This is a genomic window from Paenibacillus sp. FSL L8-0644 (assembly GCF_038008165.1).
GTDB lineage: Bacteria > Bacillota > Bacilli > Paenibacillales > Paenibacillaceae > Paenibacillus > Paenibacillus polymyxa_D.
In genome coordinates, this window is record NZ_JBBOYN010000001.1 from 2,522,623 (window position 1) to 2,545,000 (window position 22,378).

22 protein-coding genes (1 of these 22 cut by a window edge) are annotated in these 22,378 nt (G+C 47.2%); 17 read left to right on the top strand and 5 right to left on the bottom strand.

Going from position 1 to position 22,378, the window contains the following annotated elements; genetic code table 11:
• The first annotated feature begins 18 nt into the window (after nt 1-18).
• The 7 genes from NSS94_RS11620 to NSS94_RS11650 all read left to right on the top strand — a co-directional run bounded on the left by NSS94_RS11620 (nt 19) and on the right by NSS94_RS11650 (nt 9,048).
• Entirely contained in the window at nt 19-2,088 is a 2,070-nt protein-coding gene (locus NSS94_RS11620; protein WP_341039322.1) for a bifunctional aldolase/short-chain dehydrogenase, read from the top strand.
• 242 nt (nt 2,089-2,330) lie between these two features.
• Entirely contained in the window at nt 2,331-3,551 is a 1,221-nt protein-coding gene (gene rhaI, locus NSS94_RS11625) for an L-rhamnose isomerase (RefSeq protein ID WP_341039324.1), read from the top strand.
• Nucleotides 3,548-5,023 (top strand): rhamnulokinase, encoded by a 1,476-nt coding sequence (gene rhaB, locus NSS94_RS11630; RefSeq protein ID WP_341039325.1) that lies wholly within the window; start codon nt 3,548-3,550, stop codon nt 5,021-5,023. The genes rhaI and rhaB overlap by 4 nt, the downstream gene beginning before the upstream one ends.
• Nucleotides 5,024-5,043: 20 nt before the next feature.
• A complete protein-coding gene (locus tag NSS94_RS11635) occupies nt 5,044-5,802 on the top strand; it encodes a DeoR/GlpR family DNA-binding transcription regulator (protein WP_029518449.1) in 759 nt (252 codons plus the stop codon).
• A 252-nt stretch (nt 5,803-6,054) separates the two neighbouring features.
• Complete coding sequence (locus NSS94_RS11640; RefSeq protein WP_039275138.1) at nt 6,055-6,783, top strand: (Fe-S)-binding protein; 729 nt, start codon at nt 6,055-6,057, stop codon at nt 6,781-6,783.
• Nucleotides 6,780-8,300, top strand: a complete 1,521-nt coding sequence (locus NSS94_RS11645) for a LutB/LldF family L-lactate oxidation iron-sulfur protein (protein WP_341039326.1) — start codon at nt 6,780-6,782, stop codon at nt 8,298-8,300. Before NSS94_RS11640 ends, NSS94_RS11645 begins: the two co-directional genes overlap by 4 nt.
• Nucleotides 8,293-9,048 carry a LutC/YkgG family protein gene (locus NSS94_RS11650; protein WP_341039327.1) on the top strand — a complete coding sequence of 252 codons (756 nt, stop codon included), beginning with the start codon at nt 8,293-8,295 and terminating at the stop codon, nt 9,046-9,048. The genes NSS94_RS11645 and NSS94_RS11650 overlap by 8 nt, the downstream gene beginning before the upstream one ends.
• A 12-nt stretch (nt 9,049-9,060) precedes the next feature.
• Here NSS94_RS11650 and NSS94_RS11655 read toward each other — a convergent pair whose 3' ends face one another.
• The 4 genes from NSS94_RS11655 to NSS94_RS11670 form a co-directional block, all read right to left on the bottom strand.
• On the bottom strand, nt 9,061-10,167 hold the full coding sequence (locus tag NSS94_RS11655; protein WP_069012375.1) for a sensor histidine kinase: 1,107 nt from the start codon (nt 10,165-10,167) through the stop codon (nt 9,061-9,063).
• A gap of 15 nt (nt 10,168-10,182) precedes the next feature.
• Entirely contained in the window at nt 10,183-10,884 is a 702-nt protein-coding gene (locus tag NSS94_RS11660) for a response regulator transcription factor (RefSeq protein WP_341039328.1), read from the bottom strand.
• A 110-nt stretch (nt 10,885-10,994) separates the two neighbouring features.
• The gene (locus tag NSS94_RS11665) at nt 10,995-12,185 is read right to left on the bottom strand and encodes an acyltransferase (protein ID WP_341040407.1); all 1,191 of its coding nucleotides are present in this window, start codon (nt 12,183-12,185) and stop codon (nt 10,995-10,997) included.
• 223 nt (nt 12,186-12,408) lie between these two features.
• The gene (locus tag NSS94_RS11670; RefSeq protein ID WP_023988435.1) at nt 12,409-12,834 is read right to left on the bottom strand and encodes a CHRD domain-containing protein; all 426 of its coding nucleotides are present in this window, start codon (nt 12,832-12,834) and stop codon (nt 12,409-12,411) included.
• Between the two features lie 168 nt (nt 12,835-13,002).
• Between NSS94_RS11670 and NSS94_RS11675 the strand changes: the two genes are divergently transcribed.
• The 3 genes from NSS94_RS11675 (at nt 13,003) to NSS94_RS11685 (ending at nt 15,252) form a co-directional block, all read left to right on the top strand.
• Entirely contained in the window at nt 13,003-13,425 is a 423-nt protein-coding gene (locus NSS94_RS11675) for a hypothetical protein (protein ID WP_029518442.1), read from the top strand.
• Between the two features lie 227 nt (nt 13,426-13,652).
• On the top strand, nt 13,653-14,813 hold the full coding sequence (locus NSS94_RS11680; protein WP_209950364.1) for a rhamnogalacturonan acetylesterase: 1,161 nt from the start codon (nt 13,653-13,655) through the stop codon (nt 14,811-14,813).
• Between the two features lie 115 nt (nt 14,814-14,928).
• Nucleotides 14,929-15,252 (top strand): MGMT family protein, encoded by a 324-nt coding sequence (locus tag NSS94_RS11685; RefSeq protein WP_029518440.1) that lies wholly within the window; start codon nt 14,929-14,931, stop codon nt 15,250-15,252.
• 155 nt (nt 15,253-15,407) lie between these two features.
• Here NSS94_RS11685 and NSS94_RS11690 read toward each other — a convergent pair whose 3' ends face one another.
• Nucleotides 15,408-15,596 carry a hypothetical protein gene (locus NSS94_RS11690; protein WP_013370989.1) on the bottom strand — a complete coding sequence of 63 codons (189 nt, stop codon included), beginning with the start codon at nt 15,594-15,596 and terminating at the stop codon, nt 15,408-15,410.
• Nucleotides 15,597-15,914: 318 nt separating this feature from the next.
• Here NSS94_RS11690 and NSS94_RS11695 point away from each other — a divergent pair, with 318 nt between their 5' ends.
• From NSS94_RS11695 to glpX, 7 genes are all read left to right on the top strand, one after another.
• A complete protein-coding gene (locus NSS94_RS11695; RefSeq protein ID WP_318628436.1) occupies nt 15,915-17,078 on the top strand; it encodes a TolC family protein in 1,164 nt (387 codons plus the stop codon).
• Between the two features lie 13 nt (nt 17,079-17,091).
• On the top strand, nt 17,092-18,552 hold the full coding sequence (locus NSS94_RS11700) for an efflux RND transporter periplasmic adaptor subunit (protein WP_318628437.1): 1,461 nt from the start codon (nt 17,092-17,094) through the stop codon (nt 18,550-18,552).
• 6 nt (nt 18,553-18,558) lie between these two features.
• Nucleotides 18,559-19,278: an ABC transporter ATP-binding protein gene (locus tag NSS94_RS11705; RefSeq protein ID WP_029518437.1), complete on the top strand. Its 720-nt coding sequence runs from the start codon at nt 18,559-18,561 to the stop codon at nt 19,276-19,278.
• On the top strand, nt 19,275-20,486 hold the full coding sequence (locus NSS94_RS11710; protein ID WP_029518436.1) for an ABC transporter permease: 1,212 nt from the start codon (nt 19,275-19,277) through the stop codon (nt 20,484-20,486). Before NSS94_RS11705 ends, NSS94_RS11710 begins: the two co-directional genes overlap by 4 nt.
• Nucleotides 20,487-20,725: 239 nt before the next feature.
• Nucleotides 20,726-21,340 carry a helix-turn-helix transcriptional regulator gene (locus tag NSS94_RS11715; RefSeq protein WP_223822107.1) on the top strand — a complete coding sequence of 205 codons (615 nt, stop codon included), beginning with the start codon at nt 20,726-20,728 and terminating at the stop codon, nt 21,338-21,340.
• A 13-nt stretch (nt 21,341-21,353) separates the two neighbouring features.
• Nucleotides 21,354-22,157, top strand: a complete 804-nt coding sequence (locus tag NSS94_RS11720) for a pyruvate, water dikinase regulatory protein (RefSeq protein ID WP_029518435.1) — start codon at nt 21,354-21,356, stop codon at nt 22,155-22,157.
• A 147-nt stretch (nt 22,158-22,304) separates the two neighbouring features.
• Nucleotides 22,305-22,378, top strand: the beginning of a protein-coding gene (gene glpX / locus NSS94_RS11725; RefSeq protein WP_029518434.1) for a class II fructose-bisphosphatase. It continues 904 nt past the right edge of the window; the window shows 74 of its 978 coding nt (coding positions 1-74); its start codon is at nt 22,305-22,307; the stop codon falls past the right edge of the window.

Consider the following 22,378-nt stretch of genomic DNA (forward strand, 5'->3'; position numbering starts at 1 on the left):
CTTGGAGGTCTTTTTCCTATGGTACAAAGTCTGTGGATTTCTTCACAAGCGTCTGAGCAGAAAAGCATGCTGGAACAGCTCGTATACCGTTCTAACCTGATTGGTACAGAGAGGAGTGTGTGCAATTGGGGAGGCGGTAATACTTCGGCCAAAACGACGATACCAGATTTTCGCGGGCGTGAAGTAGAAGTGATGTACGTCAAGGGCAGCGGTTCCGATCTCGCAACAATGAAAACGCATAACTTCACAGGACTTCGTATGGAGGATATTCGTCCTTTATTTGAAAGAGAAGATATGTCTGACGAGGATATGGTCGCATATTTGGCGAACTGTATGATAGATGCCAAGCATCCACGGGCTTCAATTGAGACGCTATTACATGCTTTTCTGCCTTTTAGACATGTCGATCATACGCACCCGGACGCGATTATTAGCTTGTGCTGTGCGCACAACGGTAAGGAAATCGCTAAGGAAATTTTCGGTGACCGTTTTGTATGGGTGCCTTATATCCGTCCTGGATTTAAGCTGTCGAAAATGATTGCCCAAGGTGTACTCGATCATCCACAAGCTGAATTGGTATTGATGGAAAAACATGGTCTGGTTACGTGGGGAGACACATCCGAAGCGGCTTATGCCAAAACGATCGATATCATCCGAGAAGCAGAAAGCTATATTAAAGCTCGTCAAGAGGAAAAGCAGGCGTTTGGAGGAACAAAATATAAAGCGCTTACTTATGAAGGGCGCCGTAGCATTGCATCTCAAGTTATGCCGTCGATTCGGGGAGCGGTCAGTGATGAGAAAAAGATGATTTTAACCTTTGATGACGCGGAAGATGTGTTGGAGTTTGTGAACGGCCGGGATTCTGCTGCTTTATCCCAGGTCGGGGCTGCGTGCCCGGATCATCTGGTCCATACCAAGATGAAGCCACTCTATGTAGATTGGACACCGGATGTGGAGGATGTAGAGGGCTTGAAAGTTAAGCTTGCCGAGGGTATTGCAGCCTATAAGGAGCAGTATCAAGCTTATTTCGAGCGCAATCGGCATGAGGGAGATGTTATGTTTGAGGCTGCGCCACGTGTAATTTTGGTTCCGGGTGTTGGTATGATCAACACAGGTAAAAGCTGGAGCAATGCGCAGGTAAGCGGTGCTCTGTACCATCGGGCTATCGCTGTCATGCAAGGGGCAACGACGTTAGGAGAGTTTGTTTCACTCAGTGAGAACGAGTCATATAACGTGGAATATTGGCCGCTGGAGCTTTATAAGCTGTCACTCGCGCCAGCAGAAGTTGAATTTTCCCGTAAAATTGCGTTCATTACAGGTGGTGCAGGCGGAATTGGCAGTGCAACCGCACGTCGTTTGGTGGATGAAGGCGCACATGTCGTACTGGCAGACCTGAATCTGGAAGGCGCGCAAAAGGTAGCCGCAGAGATCAATAGTAGCTACGGAGAAAACTGTGCCATTGCCGTAAAAATGGATGTGACGCAGGAGGAGCAAATTCAGGCTGCCTATGCAGAAACGGCATTGACCTATGGCGGTGTAGATATCATCGTCAACAATGCAGGCCTTGCTACATCCAGTCCGTTCGATGAAACATCGTTAAAGGAATGGAATTTAAATGTGAATGTGCTGGGAACGGGTTATTTTCTGGTTGCACGAGAAGCGTTCAAGCTCATGAAGGAGCAGACACTTGGCGGCAGCATGGTGTTCGTCGGCTCCAAAAACTCGGTCTACGCAGGTAAAAATGTAACGGCCTACAGCTCGGTCAAGGCGCTGGAAGCGCACTTAGCCCGTTGTATTGCCGCAGAAGGTGGTGAATATGGTATCCGTGTGAACACCATTTTGCCGGATGCCATTCTGCAAGGCTCGGCAATCTGGAACTCCAACTGGCGTAATGAACGCGCCACTGCCTACGGCATTGAGCCCGACCAGCTGGAGGAGCATTATCGCAAACGGACGACGCTGCTGGTCAATATTTACCCGCAGGATATCGCTGAGGGCATTGCCTTTTTCGCCTCATCCAAGGCAGAGAAAACGACAGGTTGTATGCTGACCATCGACGGCGGCGTCCCCGCTGCCTTTACACGCTAGCCGAATTAAAATGAACCTGGGTAAGCGATAGACTCATTTCAACGGCTCAACACTTAGGATTATAACGAACTAATTTAATGTACTAATCTATTTCACTAATCCAAGCCACATGTTATACACACACTAACACTTTAAAAATAGAAGTGACTTTATGGGTGGTCAGCAGCGGAGCGATCGGAAGAACAATCCGCACGCGAAGCGATCTCCCATAACTCACTTCATTTTTCCAAGGAGGAACCATGATGAGTGACAAAGCGTACGCCTTATTCGAGGAACAACAGCAACAACGAGGCATTGACCTGGAGCGAGTAAAGGCAAAGCTGAAATCGCTTAGCATAGAAACACCATCCTGGGGATATGGCGACTCAGGTACACGATTTAAAGTCTTTCAGAAAACGGGCGTGCCGCGTGATCCGTTCGAAAAGTTAGAGGATGCGGCGCAGGTTCATGCCGTGACAGGCTTATGTCCATCCGTTGCCATTCACATTCCGTGGGATAAAGTAGACAATTACGGCAAGCTTCGCAGTCATGCGGAAAGCCTCGGTCTGCGGATTGGGGCCGTGAATCCTAATCTGTTTCAAGACGAGGACTACATGCTCGGCAGTGTCACCAATGTAGACCCGGCCATCCGCCGCAAGGCCATCAACCATTTGCTAGAATGCGTAGATATTGCGAAGGAAACGGGCTCGAACGACTTTAGCTTATGGTTCGCAGACGGAACGAATTATCCCGGTCAGGGGGACATTCGCAAACGGAAAAATTGGATGCTGGAAGCGCTCAGTGAAATGTATAAGGCGCTCACATCTGACATGCGCATGCTGATTGAATACAAGGCGTTCGAGCCAGCCTTTTATCATACGGATATTGCCGATTGGGGCATGGCGTATAATTACGCAACCAAGCTGGGGCCGCAGGCACAGGTGCTGGTGGATACTGGGCATCATCTGCCGGGAGCCAACGTGGAGCATATTGTGGCGTTTCTAATTGATGAGAAGCGATTAGGTGGTTTTCATTTTAATAGCTACAAATATGCGGATGATGATCTGATCGTGGGCTCCGCGAATCCGTATGAACTGTTCTTGATTTTTTATCAAATTTTAAATGCGGCTCAGGATGTGGATAAAGATATTCGGCATACGGTGGACAAAATTGCTTATTTGATCGATCAGTCGCACAATATTGAGCAAAAAATTCCGGCGATGATTCGTTCGGTGCTGAATGTGCAGACTCAATATGCGAAAGCGCTCCTAATTAATCATGCAGAAGTGGAGGAAGCATCGAGCCGCCAGAATGTGCTGGGTGCGGAGGATGCTGTGCGACAAGCGTTTGAGTTTGATGTGTCACCATTGCTCAGAGCGATCCGTGAAGAGCAAGGGTTACCAGCAGACCCGATGAAAGCTTACTTAGCGTCTGAGTATGGCACGCAGATTTTGCAAAGAGGCAAGGGTGGTGCAAGCTGGTGAGTATCCTCGCTTATGATTTGGGGGCAAGCAGCGGAAGGGTTCTACTCGGAGAATTGACGGATTCACGTATAGTGGTGGAGGAAATCCATCGCTTTTCGAATGATCCGGTCAAGGTTGGGGAACATCTGCACTGGGATCTGTTGCGTCTGTATCACGAGGTTCAGCAAGGATTGATCAAAGCCAAGCATAGGGGAATGAATCCATCCAGCCTGGCGATTGACTCCTGGGCGGTCGATTTTGGACTGATCGGAGAAACCGGAGAACTGCTGGGCAACCCTTATCATTATCGGGATTGGCACACCCATGGGGTAATGGAAGAAGTACAGGAACGGCTGGGAAAAGAGTTTATTTTCCAGCGCACAGGCATTCAGTTTTTGACGTTTAATACCATTTATCAGCTGGCTGCTATGCGAAATGCGAGTTCACCGTTGCTGGAGCAGGCAAAGCATTTCTTGATGATTCCAGATCTGCTACGGTATTTTCTGACAGGTGAAATGTACAATGAGTTTTCCAATGCGACCAGCACGCAATTATATAATCCGATGCAGCAAAAATGGGATGATGAGCTTTTGTCTGGAATCAACATTCCCCATTCCTGGTTTGGTGAGGTGCTGGAGCCAGGAAATGTTGCAGGAACGATCCGCTCGTCGGTTATGAACGATCTGGGCATTGGAGCGATTCCTGTGATTGCAGTAGCAGAGCACGATACGGGATCTGCTGTGGCTGCCGTGCCTGCGCTGGAGCGCTCGTTTGCGTACTTGAGCTGTGGAACATGGTCCCTGATGGGAACGGAAACGGCACAGCCTGTAATCAATGACGATACGCTTCGTTTTAATTTTACGAACGAAGGTGGGGTCAGCCGAACTTACAGGCTGCTTAAAAACATCATGGGCTTGTGGATTTTACAGGAGGCGCGTAGGGAGTGGGAACGGCAGGGGTACTCCTATTCCTTCCCTGAACTGGTTCATATGGCAGAACAGGCTCCAGCATTCACTTCTTTGATTGATCCGGACGATGAATTATTTCTGCACGCCGGGGATATGAAAACACGAATTCGCCAATATTGCCGCAATACCCGACAGCCATTGCCCGAGACGCCGGGAGAAATCACGCGTTGTATTTTGGAGAGTCTGGCGTTAAAGTACCGTTACATTTTGGAGCTTACAGAACAGGTGTCAGGACAACGGTTTAATGGTTTACATATGGTCGGAGGAGGGATTCAAAATCGCTTGTTGTGCCAATGGACGGCCAATTCGATTCAAAAACCAGTGTGGGCGGGACCTGCAGAAGCGAGCGCAATCGGCAATCTTGCGGTACAATGGATGACACAGGGAAAGTTCGCCGATATATGGGAAGCCCGCCGGGTCATCGCGAATTCTATTTCCGTGGAGGAATATGAGCCTGCCGAGTCAGAAGCGTGGGAGGATGCCTATGGGCAATTCCGGCGGGTAGCGGGACTTTTTGTACATTAAAGATGTGGAGTGAGATTGCCATGCTGGTCGCAGAAAGATATGAGATGATTGTGCAGCTCGTGAATGAAAAAGGAAGCATACGAGTGTCCGAATTGAGTGAGTTGTGCAAAGTAACGGAGGAAACGATTCGTCGTGATCTGGACCGTCTGGAGCAGGCGGGACGACTGCGCCGTTCGCATGGGGGAGCGGTAAGTGTCAAAAACGAGCAGCCTGAAACGCCCTATGCGGTACGGGAAATTATGAACGCAGAGGAAAAGCGCAGAATTGCCGAAGAAGCGGTTAAGCAGATTCAGCCGAATGATCGTATTTTGCTGGATGCCAGCACAACCGCCTGGTATATGGCCTCAAGTTTACCGGATATTCCTTTGACGATATTAACGAATTCGATTCGGGTAGCTACAGAGCTGGCGGGTAAAGAAAAAATCGAGGTCATTTCGACGGGGGGGCAGTTGCTTCAACGCTCGCTGTCATTTGTAGGCCCGCTCGCAGAGCGCTCCCTGGAAACCTATTATGTGGATAAATTGTTTTTCTCCAGCCAGGGGGTTCATCTGGATCGCGGTATTAGTGAATCGAATGAACTGCAAGCTCGTTTGAAGCAGAAAATGGTCAGCATTGCAGACCGTGTGATTTTACTGGCCGATGCGAGCAAATTTGGGCAACAGGCGTTTACGCATGTCGTGAACCTGTCGCAGGTATCCGAGATTATTACGGATTCGAGGTTGTCGGATCCGATTCGCAGTCAACTTGCGGAGCAGGCTATTCCAGTTACGGTTGTGTGAATTTAAAAATGTCGAGGTGGAGAGTGTCGCTCCGCGTTTCATTTGCTCTTACGCTCGCTGTTGCAGTGGGATTCTTTGATGATGTAAAACACGTTTAGGTGAGAATCCCACTGCAAGCTTATGCTTACGTAGAGAGCTTTCCTTTGGAAAGCTTTTAGGCAAACGCTGACGCTTCTCCAGATTCAAATGAACCGATCCGCTGGTATCCTCTATAAAGTAATAGCTATTCCATAGACGTAAGGGGTGTTCCGTATGAAGGTATCCTTATTTATTACTTGCCTGAGTGATGCGATTTATCCCAAGGTGGGGGAAGCGATGGCACGCTTGCTTTCCAGATATGGTGTTCAGCTGGATTTTCCGAAGGTACAGACATGCTGCGGACAGCCGTCCTATAACAGCGGCTATTGGGATGAAACGAGGGTTGCTGCCAAAACAATTCTGAAAGCGTTTAACGACAGCGATTTTGTCGTATCTCCTTCCGGTTCCTGTACATATATGATTCATCATTACCCGGAGTTGTTTAAGGATGAGCCCGAATGGCTCGATTCAGCACGGAGGCTGGAACAAAAGACGTATGAGTTTACGCAATTTATGGTACAGGTGCTTGGCGTGACCGATGTGGGCGCGTCTTTTCCGCATACAGTAACCTATCATCCGTCTTGCCATGGCACACGTTTGCTCGGCGTGAAGGAGGAACCGATGAAGATGCTTGGCAGTGTAAAGGGGCTGCAATTAGTACCACTTCCCTTTGCTGAGGACTGCTGTGGCTTTGGCGGGACTTTCGCGGTGAAAATGCCAGATATTTCGGGAGCGATGGTGACTGAAAAAGTGGACCATATCAGGGAGACCGAAGCCGAGGTACTGGTCGGACTAGATATGGCCTGCTTGATGAACATTGCCGGAAATCTTCGGTATCGGGAGGAGCCAGTTCGGGTCATGCATCTGGCTGAGCTGCTGTACGAAGGGGTGAAGCACGCATGACCGTCGTACACTCACATTCCATGAACCAAAAGGTCAAAAAACGTGCAGAGCTGGCCCTAAATAATGATTTTCTGCGGAATGCAGTTCGTTTCACTACAGAGCGTTTGCGTAACGGAAAGCAGGTGGCTTCAGAGCAACACGGAAATTGGGAAGAATGGCGTGAACGGGGCCGTCAAATTCGTCTGCATACCATTGCCCATCTGGACTATTACTTAAATCTATTTGTAGAAAATGCCCGTGCCAACGGGGTGCATATCCATTTTGCCGATACAGCAGCCGATGCCGTACGTATTACCCTGGATATTGCTGCACATAGCCAAGCCCGTTCCGTCGTCAAATCCAAGTCGATGGTGTCGGAGGAGTTACATTTGAATCAGGCGCTGGAGGGTGCGGATATCGAGACGATTGAAAGTGACCTCGGTGAATATATTATTCAACTGGCAGGAGAGCCCCCGTCTCATATCGTCATTCCGGCGATTCACAAAAACCGCTTTCAGATTGCCGAACTGTTATCCCAAGAAGCAGGTGAGAAACTGTCCGCGGATACGACGATTTTGGCGGGCTTTGTCCGCAAAAAGCTGCGTGAGAAGTTTCTAGAAGCGGATATTGGCATGACGGGCTGTAATTTCGCCATCGCCGAGACAGGCTCCATGGTCCTGTTTGAAAATGAAGGGAACGCACGGATGGTATCCACTCTGCCCAAAACCCAAATTACGCTGATGGGCATGGAGCGGATTATTCCATCCTGGACGGATTTGGAGGTGATGGCTACATTATTGCCACGATCCGCTACGGGGCAGAAGCTGACCATGTATATGTCTGGTATTTCAGGCCCTCGGCGCAGCCAAGATGCCGATGGGCCTGACGAAATGCACATCATCATCGTAGATAACGGACGTTCACTACAGCTGGGCAATCCCGAGTTTCAAGAGTTGCTGAATTGCATTCGCTGTGGTGCTTGCCTGAATGCCTGTCCGGTGTACCGACACATTGGCGGGCACGCGTATGGCGGGACATATAGTGGCCCTATCGGTGCGGTGCTTACGCCTGCCCTTCATAGCAACATCGAAGAGTGGAACGATATTGCGAGTGCGTCCAGTCTGTGTGGTGCGTGCTATGAAGCCTGTCCGGTCAAAATACCGCTGCATGATATGCTGGTATATTTGCGCAGACGCAAGGTGGAGGCGGGACAAGGAGATAAGCTGGAAACGGCAGGGATGAAAGGTTTTGCGACCGTAGTTTCCAACTCGAAGGGATTCGCAGTGGCGATTCGGCTAGGGCAGATCGCCCAGAAAGCGATCGTCCGTAAAGGTGAAATTACCTTGAAGCTGGGCCCGTTAAAAGGCTGGAATACGTACCGTGTGGCTCCCTCTCTGGCGAAAAAATCCTTCCGTCAGCAATGGAACACGCTGGAGCATAAGCTGGAGCAGGAACGCAACGTGATGCAGCCGGATGTTCTCAGCCGAATGGAGAAGATTTTGGCAGATAGAAGTAAAGGAGGGACGCAGCATGAGTGAGCATAGTAATCCTTCTGCGCAAGCAAAAGCGGCCCATGAAGCGTGGCTTCATCAAATGGAAGAAGAATCCCGTGCCAAGCAGGTACGCTTTATGGACGGCATCGCGACGCGGCTCAAGCGTCCACGACAGACGGAGCCGCCAGTTCAGCCGTTTCGCGGGGCACCTGCATTTTGGTACGAATTCGATTGGAGCGCGGAGCGGCGCATCGAGGAGTTCACTGCTAACTTTACAAGTGTTGGCGGGCATGTCGTGCGTCTGCCGAATTTGGAGCAGACCGCAGACTGGATCGCGTGCAAAGCGCGAGAGCTGGGAGCGGCCTATATCGTCCGGCAGAATGAGCTGGACCTGGATGCGCTCCAGCTGGAATCGGCACTGCCGCAAGTCCGTTTATCGGTGTGGAACACCGATCCAGTCGAGGATTGGAAGGCCCGCGCCGCTGAGGCGGATATCGGCATCGTCATCGCCGACGAAGCGGCTGCTTACACCGGCTCGGTAGCGGTGCTATCCTCGCCGGAGAAAGGCCGTGCGGTCAGCCTTTTGCCAACCGCACTGATCATTCTTCTGCCAGTAGAGCGCTTGCGAACACGACTGGGCGAGATTCTAAGCCGCTTTGACGAAGTCGGGCGTGAGCAACTGCCTGCAGGCATTCATTTTATTACTGGACCAAGCCGCTCGTCGGATATTGAAAATGATTTGACGATCGGTGTACACGGGCCAGGTATCGTCTATACGTTGTTAGTGGGCTAGCGTGTAGACCGCCTAACGAGCATGATAGAGGGGAAAACGGGTTTCAAAATCTGTTTGTCTGCGATTACTCCTAACCGAAATGCGGCCATTGTGCAGCTCGGTAATACTTTTTGTAATCGCAAGGCCCAGCCCGGTGCCTCCAGTTTCCTTGGAACGTGATTTGTCCACCCGGTAAAACCGTTCAAACAAGTACGGGACATCTTCCGCAGGAATTGGGGTGCCGTAGTTGGTGCAGATTACCACCGCCTCGTCGTCTTCGCGTCCTATGGTGATATCGAGGCGTTTGCCGTCTTTTCCGTATCGAATAGCGTTGGAAAACAAATTTTCATACAGGCGTACCATCTCGTCGGTATCGGCTAGAATCCGAACAGGCTCGACGATTCGGACACGGTAGGACATGTCTGCCTGTTCCAGAGAGGGTACAAATTCCTCAGCAAGCTGAGTGAGCAATTTGCCGAGGTCTACAGGCTCCAGCTCCAGTGGCAGGCTGCCACCGCTCACACGCGTGTATTCAAACAGCTCGTCGATCAGCTTCTTAAGCGTCAATGACTTTTCATAAGCAATGTTCACATAATAGCGCAGCTCAATTTCATCCCGATAGCGGTCGGTTTCAATATATTCCAAAAAACCGATCACGGATGTTAGCGGGGTACGAAGATCATGGGATACGCCAGTGATCAGGTCGTTTTTGGCCTTGGCAGAAGCCCGTTCTTCTTCCAGCGAGAGACGGAGCTTGTCCGCCATGGTGTTCATATTTTTCGCCAAGGTACCCAGCTCGTCCGCTGAAGAAACAGGAATCGTATAGGACAGGTCTCCGTCAGCAAACTCTTGCATCCCCGTCGTAATTTCGCGAAGGTAACCAATCGTATTTTTGGTAAAAAGGAAAAAGAAATAAATATATGTAGGTAGCCCGCCTACCAGCATGATCAGTGGGGACCCAATGTGATTTACGGTCCAGCGAACCAGACGGGTGCCAAAAAATGAACGGGAAGGATTCAGCCATAGTAGCAAAGATGCTCCATAATAAGACACCATCAAAATCAGTCCGGTTAGAGCGAAAGCGGCAAGGCTAAGGGCTGCCAGCTTCCATCCCAACGTATCATATCGTTTTGCCTTCAAGACGTGAATCCTCCATTAATCGAATTTTTCCATTTTGTAGCCGATGCCCCACACCGTTTTTAGATATTTGGGTTTTCTCGGATCAGCCTCAATTTTCTCGCGAATTTTACGCACATGAACCATCAGCGTGTTGTTGGATTCCAGATATTGCTCCTTCCACACTTTTTCATAGATCTGCTCCATGCTCAGCACTTGACCACGATTACGTGCCAACAGCTCGACAATGGCAAATTCTCGTGGGGTCAGCTTAATGGATTCTCCGGCGAGAGTGACCTCATGCGTAGCAGAATTAATGGAGAGTTCATCCAGTATCATTTCATGCTCCGATACAGGGGAGGAATGGGTATATTTCCGTACTCTACGCAGCTGGGATTTAATGCGTGCCACCAGTTCCAACGGGCTGAACGGCTTAGTGACGTAATCATCGGCCCCAACGCTGAGTCCTGTGATTTTGTCCACATCTTGTCCCTTCGCAGACAACATAATAATCGGAAAATGCTCGGTTTCCCTGATCTTCATGCAAGCTTCAACCCCGTCCATATTGGGCATCATCACATCAAGCACCATCACATCTATCGATTCCCGACTGATTTGCTCCAGAGCTTCCAGTCCGTCTCGTGCCATAAGCAGTCGATATCCTTCATTTTCCAAATAAATTTGCATCAGCTTAATAATTTCAGGCTCATCGTCTACTAATAAAATGGTTCCGTTATGCATGGCCCGTGCACCCTTTCTGTTCTTTCCAGCAGTATTCAATATGGCGTATTATATACTTTTTTAAAGATGGAGGCTATGGACACTCTTCTCAGTTCGCTTGCTTGGGGACGTCAGCCTTTGGATAGTGCTGTTTCAGTTGAAGAAATACGGTTTTCTTGCTTGAATTGTCTTTTTTCTATTCCCGGTAGTTGACCGAACAGGATCCAAGCAAATGGTAGGAAACGGGAGATGGTAGACACGACGAGCCAAGAGCAAAGAAGTGCAAAGAAAAAACCTCCAGCGTACCACACATGAATAAGCTGCGGAGAACCGATATGTGGTGATAACTGCCGATACAGAAGCAGGAAAAACGGATGAATCAGATACACACCAAAGGACAGTGTGCCCAGACGTTCCAGCTTGCGAGTGACAAAGGAATGTTGTCGTCTATACATTAAAAAGGAAATCTGTAGTATTACCAGTGTGCTGGACAGGCTGTACATATTATACATAAGTTCGAAAACTAGCGAATTATACGAGATTACGTACATTCTATTTTCGTACCACATATAGACATGCATGGTGGCTGAAATCAGCCATAAAGCCCAAATTGTGATCCATGTCAGCACTCCGGCAACACTTCGTTGCCCCTTATGCATCAGAAGCCACGTTTTCAGCTGTGGATAGTAATAACCTAGAGCAGCACCCAGCATGTAACAGGCTACATAAGACAGTGCCCAACTGCCCTTATTTTGCACCTGAAATAGAAATTTATTGCCAATTACAAATGACCACTGTAGCAACAGCCCAAGGACAATAGACCATTGTGGAAGTTGCCGATATCGCTGGAACAGCCACAGTACGAATGGAAATGCAAGATAGAATTGCATCATGATAAAAATATAATATAAATGGGTATACGCTTTGCCTGTCGCCAGCTTCAGAGCAAAGCTTTTCGCAAGTGTAGCTAAACTCCATGGTCCGGAACTGCCAGCCATAAGAGACAGGATGAAATAAAATAGGGAGAACATGACGTAAGGTAAGAGAATATACAGCAATCTCTGCTTATAAAAGCGACTTAAGAGCTGTCGTCCCATTGGACGATCCTTGTAGTTGTAGAACAGTACCATGCTGCTAAGCGCGATAAATACGGGGGTTCCATACTTCATCAACACATTGAGCGCATTGTATACAACATATAGGCTGGAATTTGTAAGCTGAACCGTTGCATAAGAAGTGGCATGTACCATCAAGACGGCTAAAATCGCCATGGCTCTGACCAACTGCAATTCGGGAATTTTTTCTTTGGTCGTAGGCTTCATAAGCTTCATTTCCTTTCAGGAGTGAACTGTATCTTGTTGAACTCTTTCTATTAAAAGATAAAGTTCTTAACAATCCTAAAGGGAACGGCTTAAGAAACGCTTATGAACTTCTTAACTTTTGTTAAGAATTGAGGATTTTGCAAAAATCCTGAATTAAGAAAAGAACTTCCATAGCCTCAAAATGAGTGGTATGGAAGTTCTTTTTTATACTCATGATTATTCGTTATTTGCAACGTTTGATTGGTGCGCGTCTAATTTGTCCACGAATAGCACCATTCGGATGACGGATCGTGTGGACATTGACGTAGGCATTACCTTCTCTAATTTGGCACACCAAATCATAAATGGTTCTGCCTCTGAGTGGACCGGTAAGATCACATGCACGGAGCACGCCGCTAACGACGCCTCTTCTAACGGTTATTCCAAACTTCGAAGGACCAAACAGTGTAGCAACAACAGGGCCATTTTCACCTCTTCGTCCCAGATGAATATGCGCTTCGGTTACCCGTGAGATATTGCGTACAGTCAGTTCAAAGCTTAATTGTTGGCTCGTTGGACGGTAACGAAATTCGGCTGTTCCTGTCGCATTTGTTCTGACAGGAGGCACTTCATTAGCCCCCCTTAAGGTGGCTCTAAACTTATTAGACATGACATCCCTCCTTTCTCAGTGTTGGTTTAGTGTATTCACAGGGCTAGAGAAGGGGCTGCACATTAGCCTATTCATCAGAAGTTGTGTGTTTTACAAGTTATTCAGTCCAAGCACAAAACAAACTTTTTCATAGTCTATGAGTATCTGATAGAGAGAGGAGGAGAAACCATGGGAACATTTATTGATGGGAGAACATCCCAAAATGCTTCGACAGCCAACTCTATTGCCATTCCGATCACTCTTATAAATACGCCTCAATTGTTCGGGCAGATCGGGTTAAACACACTGGGAGCTACAGGTACGCCACGGGTTTTGCTTAAAGGAACTATATCGCTTCAACTTCCGCTTGCTTTAGTCGGAATAACGATCACTATTGTAAGAGGTACCCTGGTTACTGACCCTGTTGTTTATTCGGCCACGTCAACTTTTAGTTTGAGTTTGTTGGCTCCACAGGTTATTGCATTCTCAGCCGATGACTTTAACCCGCCGATTACGGAACAATTGGTGTACACTGCTTTTGTTTCAGCTAACCTGCTGGGTACAATACGTGTAGGTCCAGAGAGCTTTGACGGAATTTTGGTTGCGGATTAATGTAGTAATTTTGATATGACGAAATATCGCTTCATGAGGCTTCGCAGATGTAACTGCGAAGCTTTTTTGTGTACAAGACAAGTTTCAAGCTTAACGATTAAACTACTTTTCTTTTGCATAAGAATTACACAGGCATAACCCTGCAACAATGGGTAGAATTTTATGTATGCGCTTACAGTAAATATCCATTGCTTCGTACAATTAAAAATCTGGAGGAGGAATGAAGAATGGTGTGGAAAAAAGGATTGACTCATATGCTTTTAGCAGCTTTTTTATGTGGTGCAACAGGTGTGGGCATAGCTCTCCCGGCCCAGGCATCCGCTGGCGAGTACAAGTTTGATTTTGGCGGAGGTACGGTCGAAACGGGTTATACCGGAGTGAGCGCTTCGCTGTCTTATGACTTAGCACGTGGCTATGGCTTTCGTACCCCTGAGAATATGCGTAATGTCAGTGCTTCGGGGACTGGAGTGGCAAGTGATGCGGTACGTTTCCTGGTTACAGGTACGAAAAGCGAGAATACTTTTGATGTTGATCTTCCTCCTGGTTTGTATGAGGTGTCGGTTACTTTAGGAGATACCTCTCGTTCGAGTATTGCAGCTGAAGGGGTGTATCAGGTCATAAATATGACAGGGAATGGGGCCAAGGATCGCTTTCAAATTCCAGTAACAGACGGACAACTAAATCTGCTGGTTACTGAAGGCAAAGAGGGGGCGATCTTCACACTCAGTGCAATGGAAATCAGGCAATTATCTAGCAATCCGGTTACGAATCGAACAATTTATATCGGTGGGGATTCTACGGTATGTAACTATTATCCGCTGGATAGCAGCGTGCAAGCGGGATGGGGTCAACTGCTGCCAGAGTTTGTGAACACGAATACTTTTCAAATTCGCAATATGGCGTCAGGAGGCCAAATTGCTAGAGGCTTCCATCAGGACGGTCAGTTGGAGGCCATCGTCCAATATATTAAGCCGGGGGATTATTTTATTCTCCAATTGGGCATTAATGACACCAATCCAAAGCATAACGAAAGCGAAGCAGAGTTTAAGGACTGGATGCGGGATATGATCCGGCAGGCGAAGGCTAAGGGGGCGACGGTAATCCTGTCAACTCCGCAAGGACGAGCCACTGACTTTAATGCTAACAATGTACACAACGCAGAAAATAGATGGTATAGAAGTGCTATTTTGGCGCTGGCTCAAGAGGAACAAACGCCTTTAGTCGACCTGAATGTTCTTAGCTCAGCTTATTTTACTTCTATTGGTAAAGTCGCTACACTGGCTTTGTACATGAACGGTGATACACTCCATCCAAACTATGAAGGTGCAAGGGAACTGGCACGATTGGTAGCACAGGATTTAAAAAGGCAGGGTCTGAGCGGATTCTAAATTTTAACGATGGGTTTTCCCCTGTTTTTTACATTTGTAGGAGCAGGGGTTTTTAGCATCTGTTCAGGGTGCTATAATTATTGAAAAAGCAATAGTAATACGGAGGAATTAGAACATGCAGCCTTTCACTGCCCGTGTGCTTCAAATTATACTGTTGATCCCTGAGGGAAAAGTAATGACTTACGGTCAAATTGCGGCAGAGGCCGGAAGCCCAAGAGGTGCCAGACAGGTGGTGCGGATTTTGCATACATTGAGCCAAAAACACCGGCTTCCTTGGCATAGAGTAGTCAACCGTTTGGGGGAGATTGCTTTGCAGGAGGATGAGTCCGCATCCCTGCAGCGTCTGTATTTGGAGGAGGAAGGCATACGGTTTAATGAAAACGGGCGCATTCCACTGGATCAATATCTCTATGATCCGCAGGCAGAGATGGAAGAATAGGCGCGGAACAAGCTATGCGGTTTTATATTAAATTTGATCGTCATAAAGAACCGGGACAAGTCAATTAACGATTTGTCCCGGTCTTTTTCATCTAGCATACGAAGCAGATAACTAGAGGTAATCTGTTATTTATAGCATAAGATTCATTTGTCATTTTATCCGATAAGATGCTGCTGATCCCGTTGGGCAAGGTGAAAAGAAATGCTGTTCATCAGTGGTATATCGTTATTTTTCCGGGCTTCCCGGATGAGTTGTTTCTTTTTTTGTTCTGATTCACGTAAAAAGCGGGTCATCCACAAATCAGACGGTTCGTTAGTGGTTGTCATACGAGATTCTTTTATCATCTATTAACCCTCCCAGTGAGCGGCTGTTATTCTTTCTCTAGTATATGTTCCAAACCTTAATAGATGCTGTTGGTTTCCTTAAAATTAGCTGAAAATTAGGTAAAGTTAAGGTAAAAATAGGTTGAATCCATATCTGATTGGACGAAAAGTAGTATAAAGCGAGTAATCTGGAAGTAAAGGTTACAAAAATGTATTGTTTTGACACCTTGTACCAACACAAACCTGAAAGTACAATTAGAATGCAAGAGTTTGTGGAAATTTATGTCGAAAAAAACGGAAAAGATTCGAAGAATGCACCGAAAGGGGAGAGATTCATTTATGAAGCAAAAAGCGGCTGCCGTGCTGCTTGTATTGTCATTATCATCAGGCTTGGCCTCCACTGTACAGGCTGAGAGTTTATCAGGAAATGTAGCATCAAGTACGTCAGTTAAACCTTCTGCTGCGGCTCCATCGAAGACATCATCCATAACGGGTCAGGCTTTACCTACATTGACACTCAAGCAGGCCGCGGAATGGGCACAGACGAACAGTTACAATACACGTACCGCCGAACGGGACGTAGAGCGCCGCAGAATGGAACTGAAAAATGCAGAAAAGGACCTGGGCAATTCACCTGTCGATTTTATAGACAATGAGTATGTTGATGATGAAACGTCATGGAGAAATTACAGTTCCTCGACGCTATCTTATTTAGCCAGCAAAAAGCAGGCGCAGTTCGCCAAAGACCAGATTTATTTTAATGTGATGAAAAGCTATCAAAGTGTGTTCGTGGCAGAGAATCAGGTGAAAAATGATCTAGAAGCGCTTGAAATCGCCCAAGCGGAGGAAAAGATTGCACTTGCCAAATTTGCGCGCGGAAAGCTGTCTGAGTATGCGAAAAACGAGAGTACACAGGCCAGAAGCCAAGCTCAGCAAACCGTAGAGCAGGGGAAAATTGCGTTGCAAAAATCCAGGGATGCCCTGAACTTCCTCATGGGACAGCCTAATGGAACAGCTTATGAATTGGTCGATCGACCCGTGTACAAGGAACCGAAGAAGCTGGATATCGAATTACATATACAACAGCTGACAGACATGAATCCAAATTTATGGAAGCTGGAGGATAGCATCAAAACTTCGGAGCTTAATGTGAGATATTTCGATTTTAACAATGGTGCTGGTGCTTATGATCTAGCTAAAATGGATGTCGATACGGCTAAGGAGGAACTCGACAAAGGTCAAAAGGATTTTGCCGAATCTCTCCGTAATTTGTATGCCACAGTTAAGGAAAATCAAAAGAAATACGTACAACTGGAAGAAAGCTTGCGTACAGCAAAAGAGGCCTTGGAATTATCACGCAAAAAGTGGGCCAGAGGTCTAATTATTGAGATGGAATTGAAAAATAATCAGTTGAAAGTGAACCAGATTGAACGGCAAATGGAAGAGCTTGCGATCGAGTTGGATCAAAATGAGTATACGTTGAACAAGCCATGGAGCACATAGGGAGGAAACGGCATTGGCAGAAACGGTTTTAAATGACGCTTTAATCAAGTTACGGAGAAAACGGAGAAAAAAGTGGATCTGGACTGCAATTGTTCTACTGGTTGTCGGTGGAGGCGGAGCAGCAGTATACCTAAATTTGCCCAAAGAACAGGCGGCACCGTTGGTTCAGGATGAGAAGCTTAAAGTAGAACGCGGCGATGTGAGCGAGAAGCTGGATACGTCCGGTACCGTACAGGCTTCCAAGGAAGTGAAGTTGAATTTTACAAGCGCAGGCGAAAATAAGCTGGCAGCGGTGAACGTGAAGGCCGGAGACAAAGTAAAGAAAGGACAAGTCCTGGCTCTTCTGGACAGTTCTGAAATTAAAATGCAAATTCAGAGTGCGTCTGATACTTTGGAAATATCCAAAGCCAAGCTGGCTGAATTGGAGAAAGGTCCGAAGGCTGAGGACATTGAAATTCAGAAAACAAATGTGCTTCGGGCCAAAATGGCTATCGATACAGCGCAAGAATCATTTGAGCTGGAAGAAGCCGAAAGTCAGAAGAAAACTTCCCAAAAGCAGTTGGAACAGGCGCGAAAGGCATATGAAGACCAAAAGTTTTTACATGATGCCGGGGCGGTGTCCAACAGTGAATTGGAGCAGGCAGAGCAAGCACTGGATAAAGCACAGACGGACTATGATGGTCTGGATCTGCAGTTCCGCAAAATCATGTCACAAAAACGTCGCACCATTTCAGAGGCTGAAATCGGATATCGTACGGCAATGGCAGAGCTTCGCAAAATTCAGGTTCCGGCTGATGCATCCAATATTCAAGCCTCACGGATAGAGGTTCGAAGACAGGCGACGGAACTGGAGCAGAAGAAAAATGAATTGAACAAGCTTCAGGTTACAGCACCTTGGGACGGGGTAATCTTGAAGGTGAACGGGGATGTAGGGACCAGTCCGACAGCTCCATTCATTGTCATGAATAACTCGGATTCCAACGATCTTAAGGTGGTTGTGAAGGTAAGTCAGACCGACATTGTCAAAGTAAAGAAGGGTCTTTCAGCCGTGTTGACTACCAATGCCTATCCGGGTGAATCATTTCCAGGGAAGGTGCAATTTGTGTCACCGGAAGCCTCTACGGATGAAGGGATGACGACGTATCTGATGGAACTGTCTGTTCATGACCCGAAAGGCAAGCTCAAAACGGGCATGATTATGAATGTGGCCGTTATTTTGGGAGTACACAAAAATGTACTGTTCGTACCTGCGACTGCGCTGAGATCCGAAGGGGGACAGGATGGCGTGTATGTTTCCGCTAATAATGCTGCAAATCCAGGGGCGCGCACTTTCAAGCCCGTAGAACTCGGATTTTATACGCCAGATCGAGTCGAACTCAAGTCAGGTGTAAAGGAGGGTGACACGCTTATTGTGCCTGCTCCTGAACCTCCGCTGGACCCTTCCGCTATGGGCGGCATGCAGGGAGGCTTTTAAACGGGTATGAGATACGTCATTCAGATTGAGGATTTGAAAAAAGTGTACCATGTCGGAGATCAGGAAATTCATGCTCTGCGTGAGGTTCAACTTGATATTGCTGACGGTGATTTTGTTGCGATTATGGGACCGTCTGGATCAGGCAAGTCCACGATGATGAATGTTATCGGCTGTCTGGATTTACCTACGTCAGGACAATTTTATTTGGACGGCTATTCGATCTTAGATGCCCGTGAGGATGAACTGGCTATTATACGTAATCAGAAAATCGGATTTGTATTTCAAAAATTTCATTTGCTCCCGCGATCAACGGCTCTGGAGAATGTGGAACTGCCTATGATTTATGCAGGTATTCCTGTCAAGGAGCGTCGTTTGCGGGCAATGGAAGCCCTCACTAGCGTAGGTCTAGGCGATCGGATGAACAATAGGCCGAACGAATTGTCAGGCGGTCAGCAGCAGCGGGTATCCATTGCCCGCGCACTTGTGAACAATCCGGTCATTCTCTTGGCGGATGAACCTACAGGCGCATTGGACTCCAAAACAAGTGTTGAAATAATGGGGATTTTTCAGCGTCTGAATGATCAGGGGAAAACGGTTGTATTGGTTACTCATGATCAAGAGGTTGCGGAATACGCCAAGCGTCTGATTCATTTTCGAGATGGGCGGATTGAAGAGGATCAGCCTGTTGGGAAACGAAGAATGGCGGCAGAGGAAGTGAAGGCATGAAGTTTAAGGAAATTATCCGTGTATCACTCAACAGTTTGCGAACCAATATGCTGCGATCTTTGCTGACCATGGTGGGCATTATTATCGGAGTGGCCGCTGTGATTATGATTGTAGCCATCGGTAAAGGATCAACGGCTACGATTACATCTCAGATCAACAGTATGGGAAATAATCTGCTGATGATCTATCCTTATGCTCCATATGATGGCTCTAGTTCCATGTCGTTCAATCAGACGAAAGGAATATCTCTAAAAGATATCGATGCGCTAGAGCAGCAAAAAGCAGTAGCAGAGGTAGCACCAAGTGCTATGACCAATGCAGATATTACGTGGAGTCGCAATAAGGTCAGCGGACAAATTGAGGGGACTTCACTGGCATTCGTTCATGTGAGAAAGCTGTCACTAGCTCAAGGCAGGTCGTTTACCCACTATGAAGTGGATAAACAAATGAATGTGGCCGTGCTTGGGAGTGATGCGGCCCGTAATATTTTTGGTCCGGATGCCTCCAGAGCGGTCGGTGAGACGATCATGATCAAACAGCTTCCTTTTAAGGTGGTCGGTGTGCTGGCAAATTCCAATTCCAATATGAGTAACAGCGGTCAGCAGGTATATGTACCGATTACAACGGGGATGGAACGGCTAGGCAATATGAGTATTCAGCAGGTGAACGCCTCTGCAACATCAGAGGAGAAGATTGATCAGGCAAGTGCAGAAATTCGGCAGGTGCTTCGTGTCAGACATGAGCTAAAGCCATCAGAGGGCGATGACTTTCAGATCATGACCCAGACGGAAATCTTAAAAACAGTGTCCGGGGTTGATCGGATTATGAATATGCTGCTGGCCGGTGTAGCTGCAATTGCGCTTGGCGTTGGAGGTGTCGGCATTATGAATATTATGCTGGTGTCCGTCACGGAACGTACGAGGGAGATCGGGATTCGTAAAGCGATTGGTGCGCAACGTAGTGATATTATGCTGCAGTTTGTGGCTGAGGCTGTTTTTCTCAGTCTGATGGGTGGACTAGTTGGCGTAATGGTGGGTCTCGGAGGTGCAAAACTGCTTGAGAAATTCGTCCAAATGCCGATTGTGTATTCGATAGAGCCCGTGCTTTACTCTTTTCTGTGCTGTATGGCAGTCGGAGTGTTGTTCGGAGTATATCCGGCGCGGAAGGCGTCTAAGCTGCGTCCAATTGATGCTTTAAGATACGAATAAGAGAGCGGGTACTTCGCCTTACTCGAAAGAGCAGGGTGTAAAGTGCCCGTTTTTTTGTGTTGAATAAGTGTTTTAAATGATAAAAAGACATGAATAACCACTTTAATTTTATATATGTGATGTTTTATATGCTTTTTAAGGTTGATTTATTGTTATATATGACGTATTATATTCAATATTAGATCGCAAGAAAAAAAGGAGGGACGTTCATCATCGACCTTACGGCAAGACAAGTAGAAATTTTAAACATCGTACAAAAGCATGCCCCAATTACCGGGGATCAGATTGCGGAAATGCTTAATCTCAGTAAGGCGACCATTCGGACCGACCTATCCAAATTGGGTATTCTGAATTACATAGATGCAAAGCCCAAGGTCGGATATTTTGTTGGAAAGCGGGGCACGCCGAACCGGGAGGAAAAATTCCGGCTATTGCAAATGAAGGTGGGCGATCTTCACGGGGTTCCAGTCATCGTACGTGAAACAACAACGATTCAGGAAGCTGTTGTAGCTCTCTTTTTGGAAAATGTGAGCAATTTGATCGTTACCGATGAAGACGGAGATTTGGCAGGGGTAGCTTCCCGCAAGGATTTACTTAAGGTAACGTTAGGGAATCCCAATGCAGCAACCATTCCTGTCAGCCTAGTGATGACCCGACAGGCGAATGTTGTCACCGTTTCCCCAGAGGATACGGTATTAGAGGCAGCGCGCAAAATTATTGCCCGTCAAATCGACAGTCTGCCTGTCGTCGTCCCTTCCGACTCCGACAAGCCAGGAGAGCACTGGAAAGTCGTGGGACGTATTACAAAAACAAATATTATTAAAATGTTGCTCGATATGGTAGCAGAGGATTAATGGGAGGAATCGAATGGTACAGGCGAGCAGTCATTTTATAGCGATCTGTTCAGACTCGATTGGCGAGACGGCAGAAGCTGTCGTACAGGCGACCATGCGCCAGTTTGAGTTACCGGACACAGAGATCAAAAGATTTATGAACGTGAGGGATGAAGACGAACTGAGCCGGGTGATGGAGGAAGTTGCCGAGCGTAGAGGCTTTGTAGCTTATACGCTGGTACAGCCGGAATTGAGAGAGGCGATGAAAGAAGAGGCTGTCCGGCTGAATGTGCGGGCTGTCGACATTATGGGACCAATGATGCAGGCGTTTGCCGATACGTTCCATAACGATCCCAAAGAGAAGCCTGGTCTGCTGCACCGACTGGACGACAACTATTTTCGGCGTGTAGAGGCCTTGGATTTTGCGGTTCAATACGATGATGGCAAAGATGTGAGCGCCATTCTCAAAGCGGATATTGTATTGCTTGGAGTATCCCGTATTTCCAAAACTCCTTTATCCATGTTTCTCGCGCATAAAGGTTATAAAACGGTCAACATACCGGTTGTGCCGGAGCTGACACCGCCTGTTCAGTTGAAGGATGTTCAGCGTGGTCGAGTGTTCGGATTAACGATCGAGCCAGAGTTACTGTTGAAAATACGCAGTGAGCGACTAAAGGTTATGGGGCTTCCTAATAATGTGCAGTATGCTACAGCGACGAGAGTGGAAGAGGAAATAGCGTATGCGCAGTCTTTGTTTAAAGAGCTGAATTGTCCGGTTATTGATGTTACAGATAAGGCGATTGAAGAGACGGCAGGTTTAATTATCAGAATGTTATAGAGCCTAGTAGCTGCTCATATAACTAAAAATTAAAAACGTAGGATACAGGAGTTTAATAGATAAATAGAAAGATTGCAGCAAAGCTGCCCTAAATATATTCATTTGCTTAAGGGTAATAATTATTTTAGGAGAGGTGGAGGGATAGGTATGGAGAGTCAAATGGCATTGGAATTCGTTCGGGTAACAGAGGCAGCGGCACTGCAATCAGCACAATGGACAGG

Coding starts and splice junctions, on each gene's coding strand:
- NSS94_RS11650 (WP_341039327.1), top strand. CDS start 8,293: ATGAGTGAGCATAGTAATCCTTCTGCGCAAGCAAAAGCGGCCCATGAA.
- NSS94_RS11680 (WP_209950364.1), top strand. CDS start 13,653: ATGGTGTGGAAAAAAGGATTGACTCATATGCTTTTAGCAGCTTTTTTA.
- NSS94_RS11665 (WP_341040407.1), bottom strand. CDS start 12,185: ATGAAGCCTACGACCAAAGAAAAAATTCCCGAATTGCAGTTGGTCAGA.
- NSS94_RS11690 (WP_013370989.1), bottom strand. CDS start 15,596: ATGATAAAAGAATCTCGTATGACAACCACTAACGAACCGTCTGATTTG.
- NSS94_RS11685 (WP_029518440.1), top strand. CDS start 14,929: ATGCAGCCTTTCACTGCCCGTGTGCTTCAAATTATACTGTTGATCCCT.
- NSS94_RS11635 (WP_029518449.1), top strand. CDS start 5,044: ATGCTGGTCGCAGAAAGATATGAGATGATTGTGCAGCTCGTGAATGAA.
- NSS94_RS11620 (WP_341039322.1), top strand. CDS start 19: ATGGTACAAAGTCTGTGGATTTCTTCACAAGCGTCTGAGCAGAAAAGC.
- NSS94_RS11710 (WP_029518436.1), top strand. CDS start 19,275: ATGAAGTTTAAGGAAATTATCCGTGTATCACTCAACAGTTTGCGAACC.
- NSS94_RS11705 (WP_029518437.1), top strand. CDS start 18,559: ATGAGATACGTCATTCAGATTGAGGATTTGAAAAAAGTGTACCATGTC.
- NSS94_RS11670 (WP_023988435.1), bottom strand. CDS start 12,834: ATGTCTAATAAGTTTAGAGCCACCTTAAGGGGGGCTAATGAAGTGCCT.
- NSS94_RS11640 (WP_039275138.1), top strand. CDS start 6,055: ATGAAGGTATCCTTATTTATTACTTGCCTGAGTGATGCGATTTATCCC.
- NSS94_RS11660 (WP_341039328.1), bottom strand. CDS start 10,884: ATGCATAACGGAACCATTTTATTAGTAGACGATGAGCCTGAAATTATT.
- NSS94_RS11695 (WP_318628436.1), top strand. CDS start 15,915: ATGAAGCAAAAAGCGGCTGCCGTGCTGCTTGTATTGTCATTATCATCA.
- NSS94_RS11645 (WP_341039326.1), top strand. CDS start 6,780: ATGACCGTCGTACACTCACATTCCATGAACCAAAAGGTCAAAAAACGT.
- NSS94_RS11720 (WP_029518435.1), top strand. CDS start 21,354: ATGGTACAGGCGAGCAGTCATTTTATAGCGATCTGTTCAGACTCGATT.
- NSS94_RS11675 (WP_029518442.1), top strand. CDS start 13,003: ATGGGAACATTTATTGATGGGAGAACATCCCAAAATGCTTCGACAGCC.
- rhaI (WP_341039324.1), top strand. CDS start 2,331: ATGAGTGACAAAGCGTACGCCTTATTCGAGGAACAACAGCAACAACGA.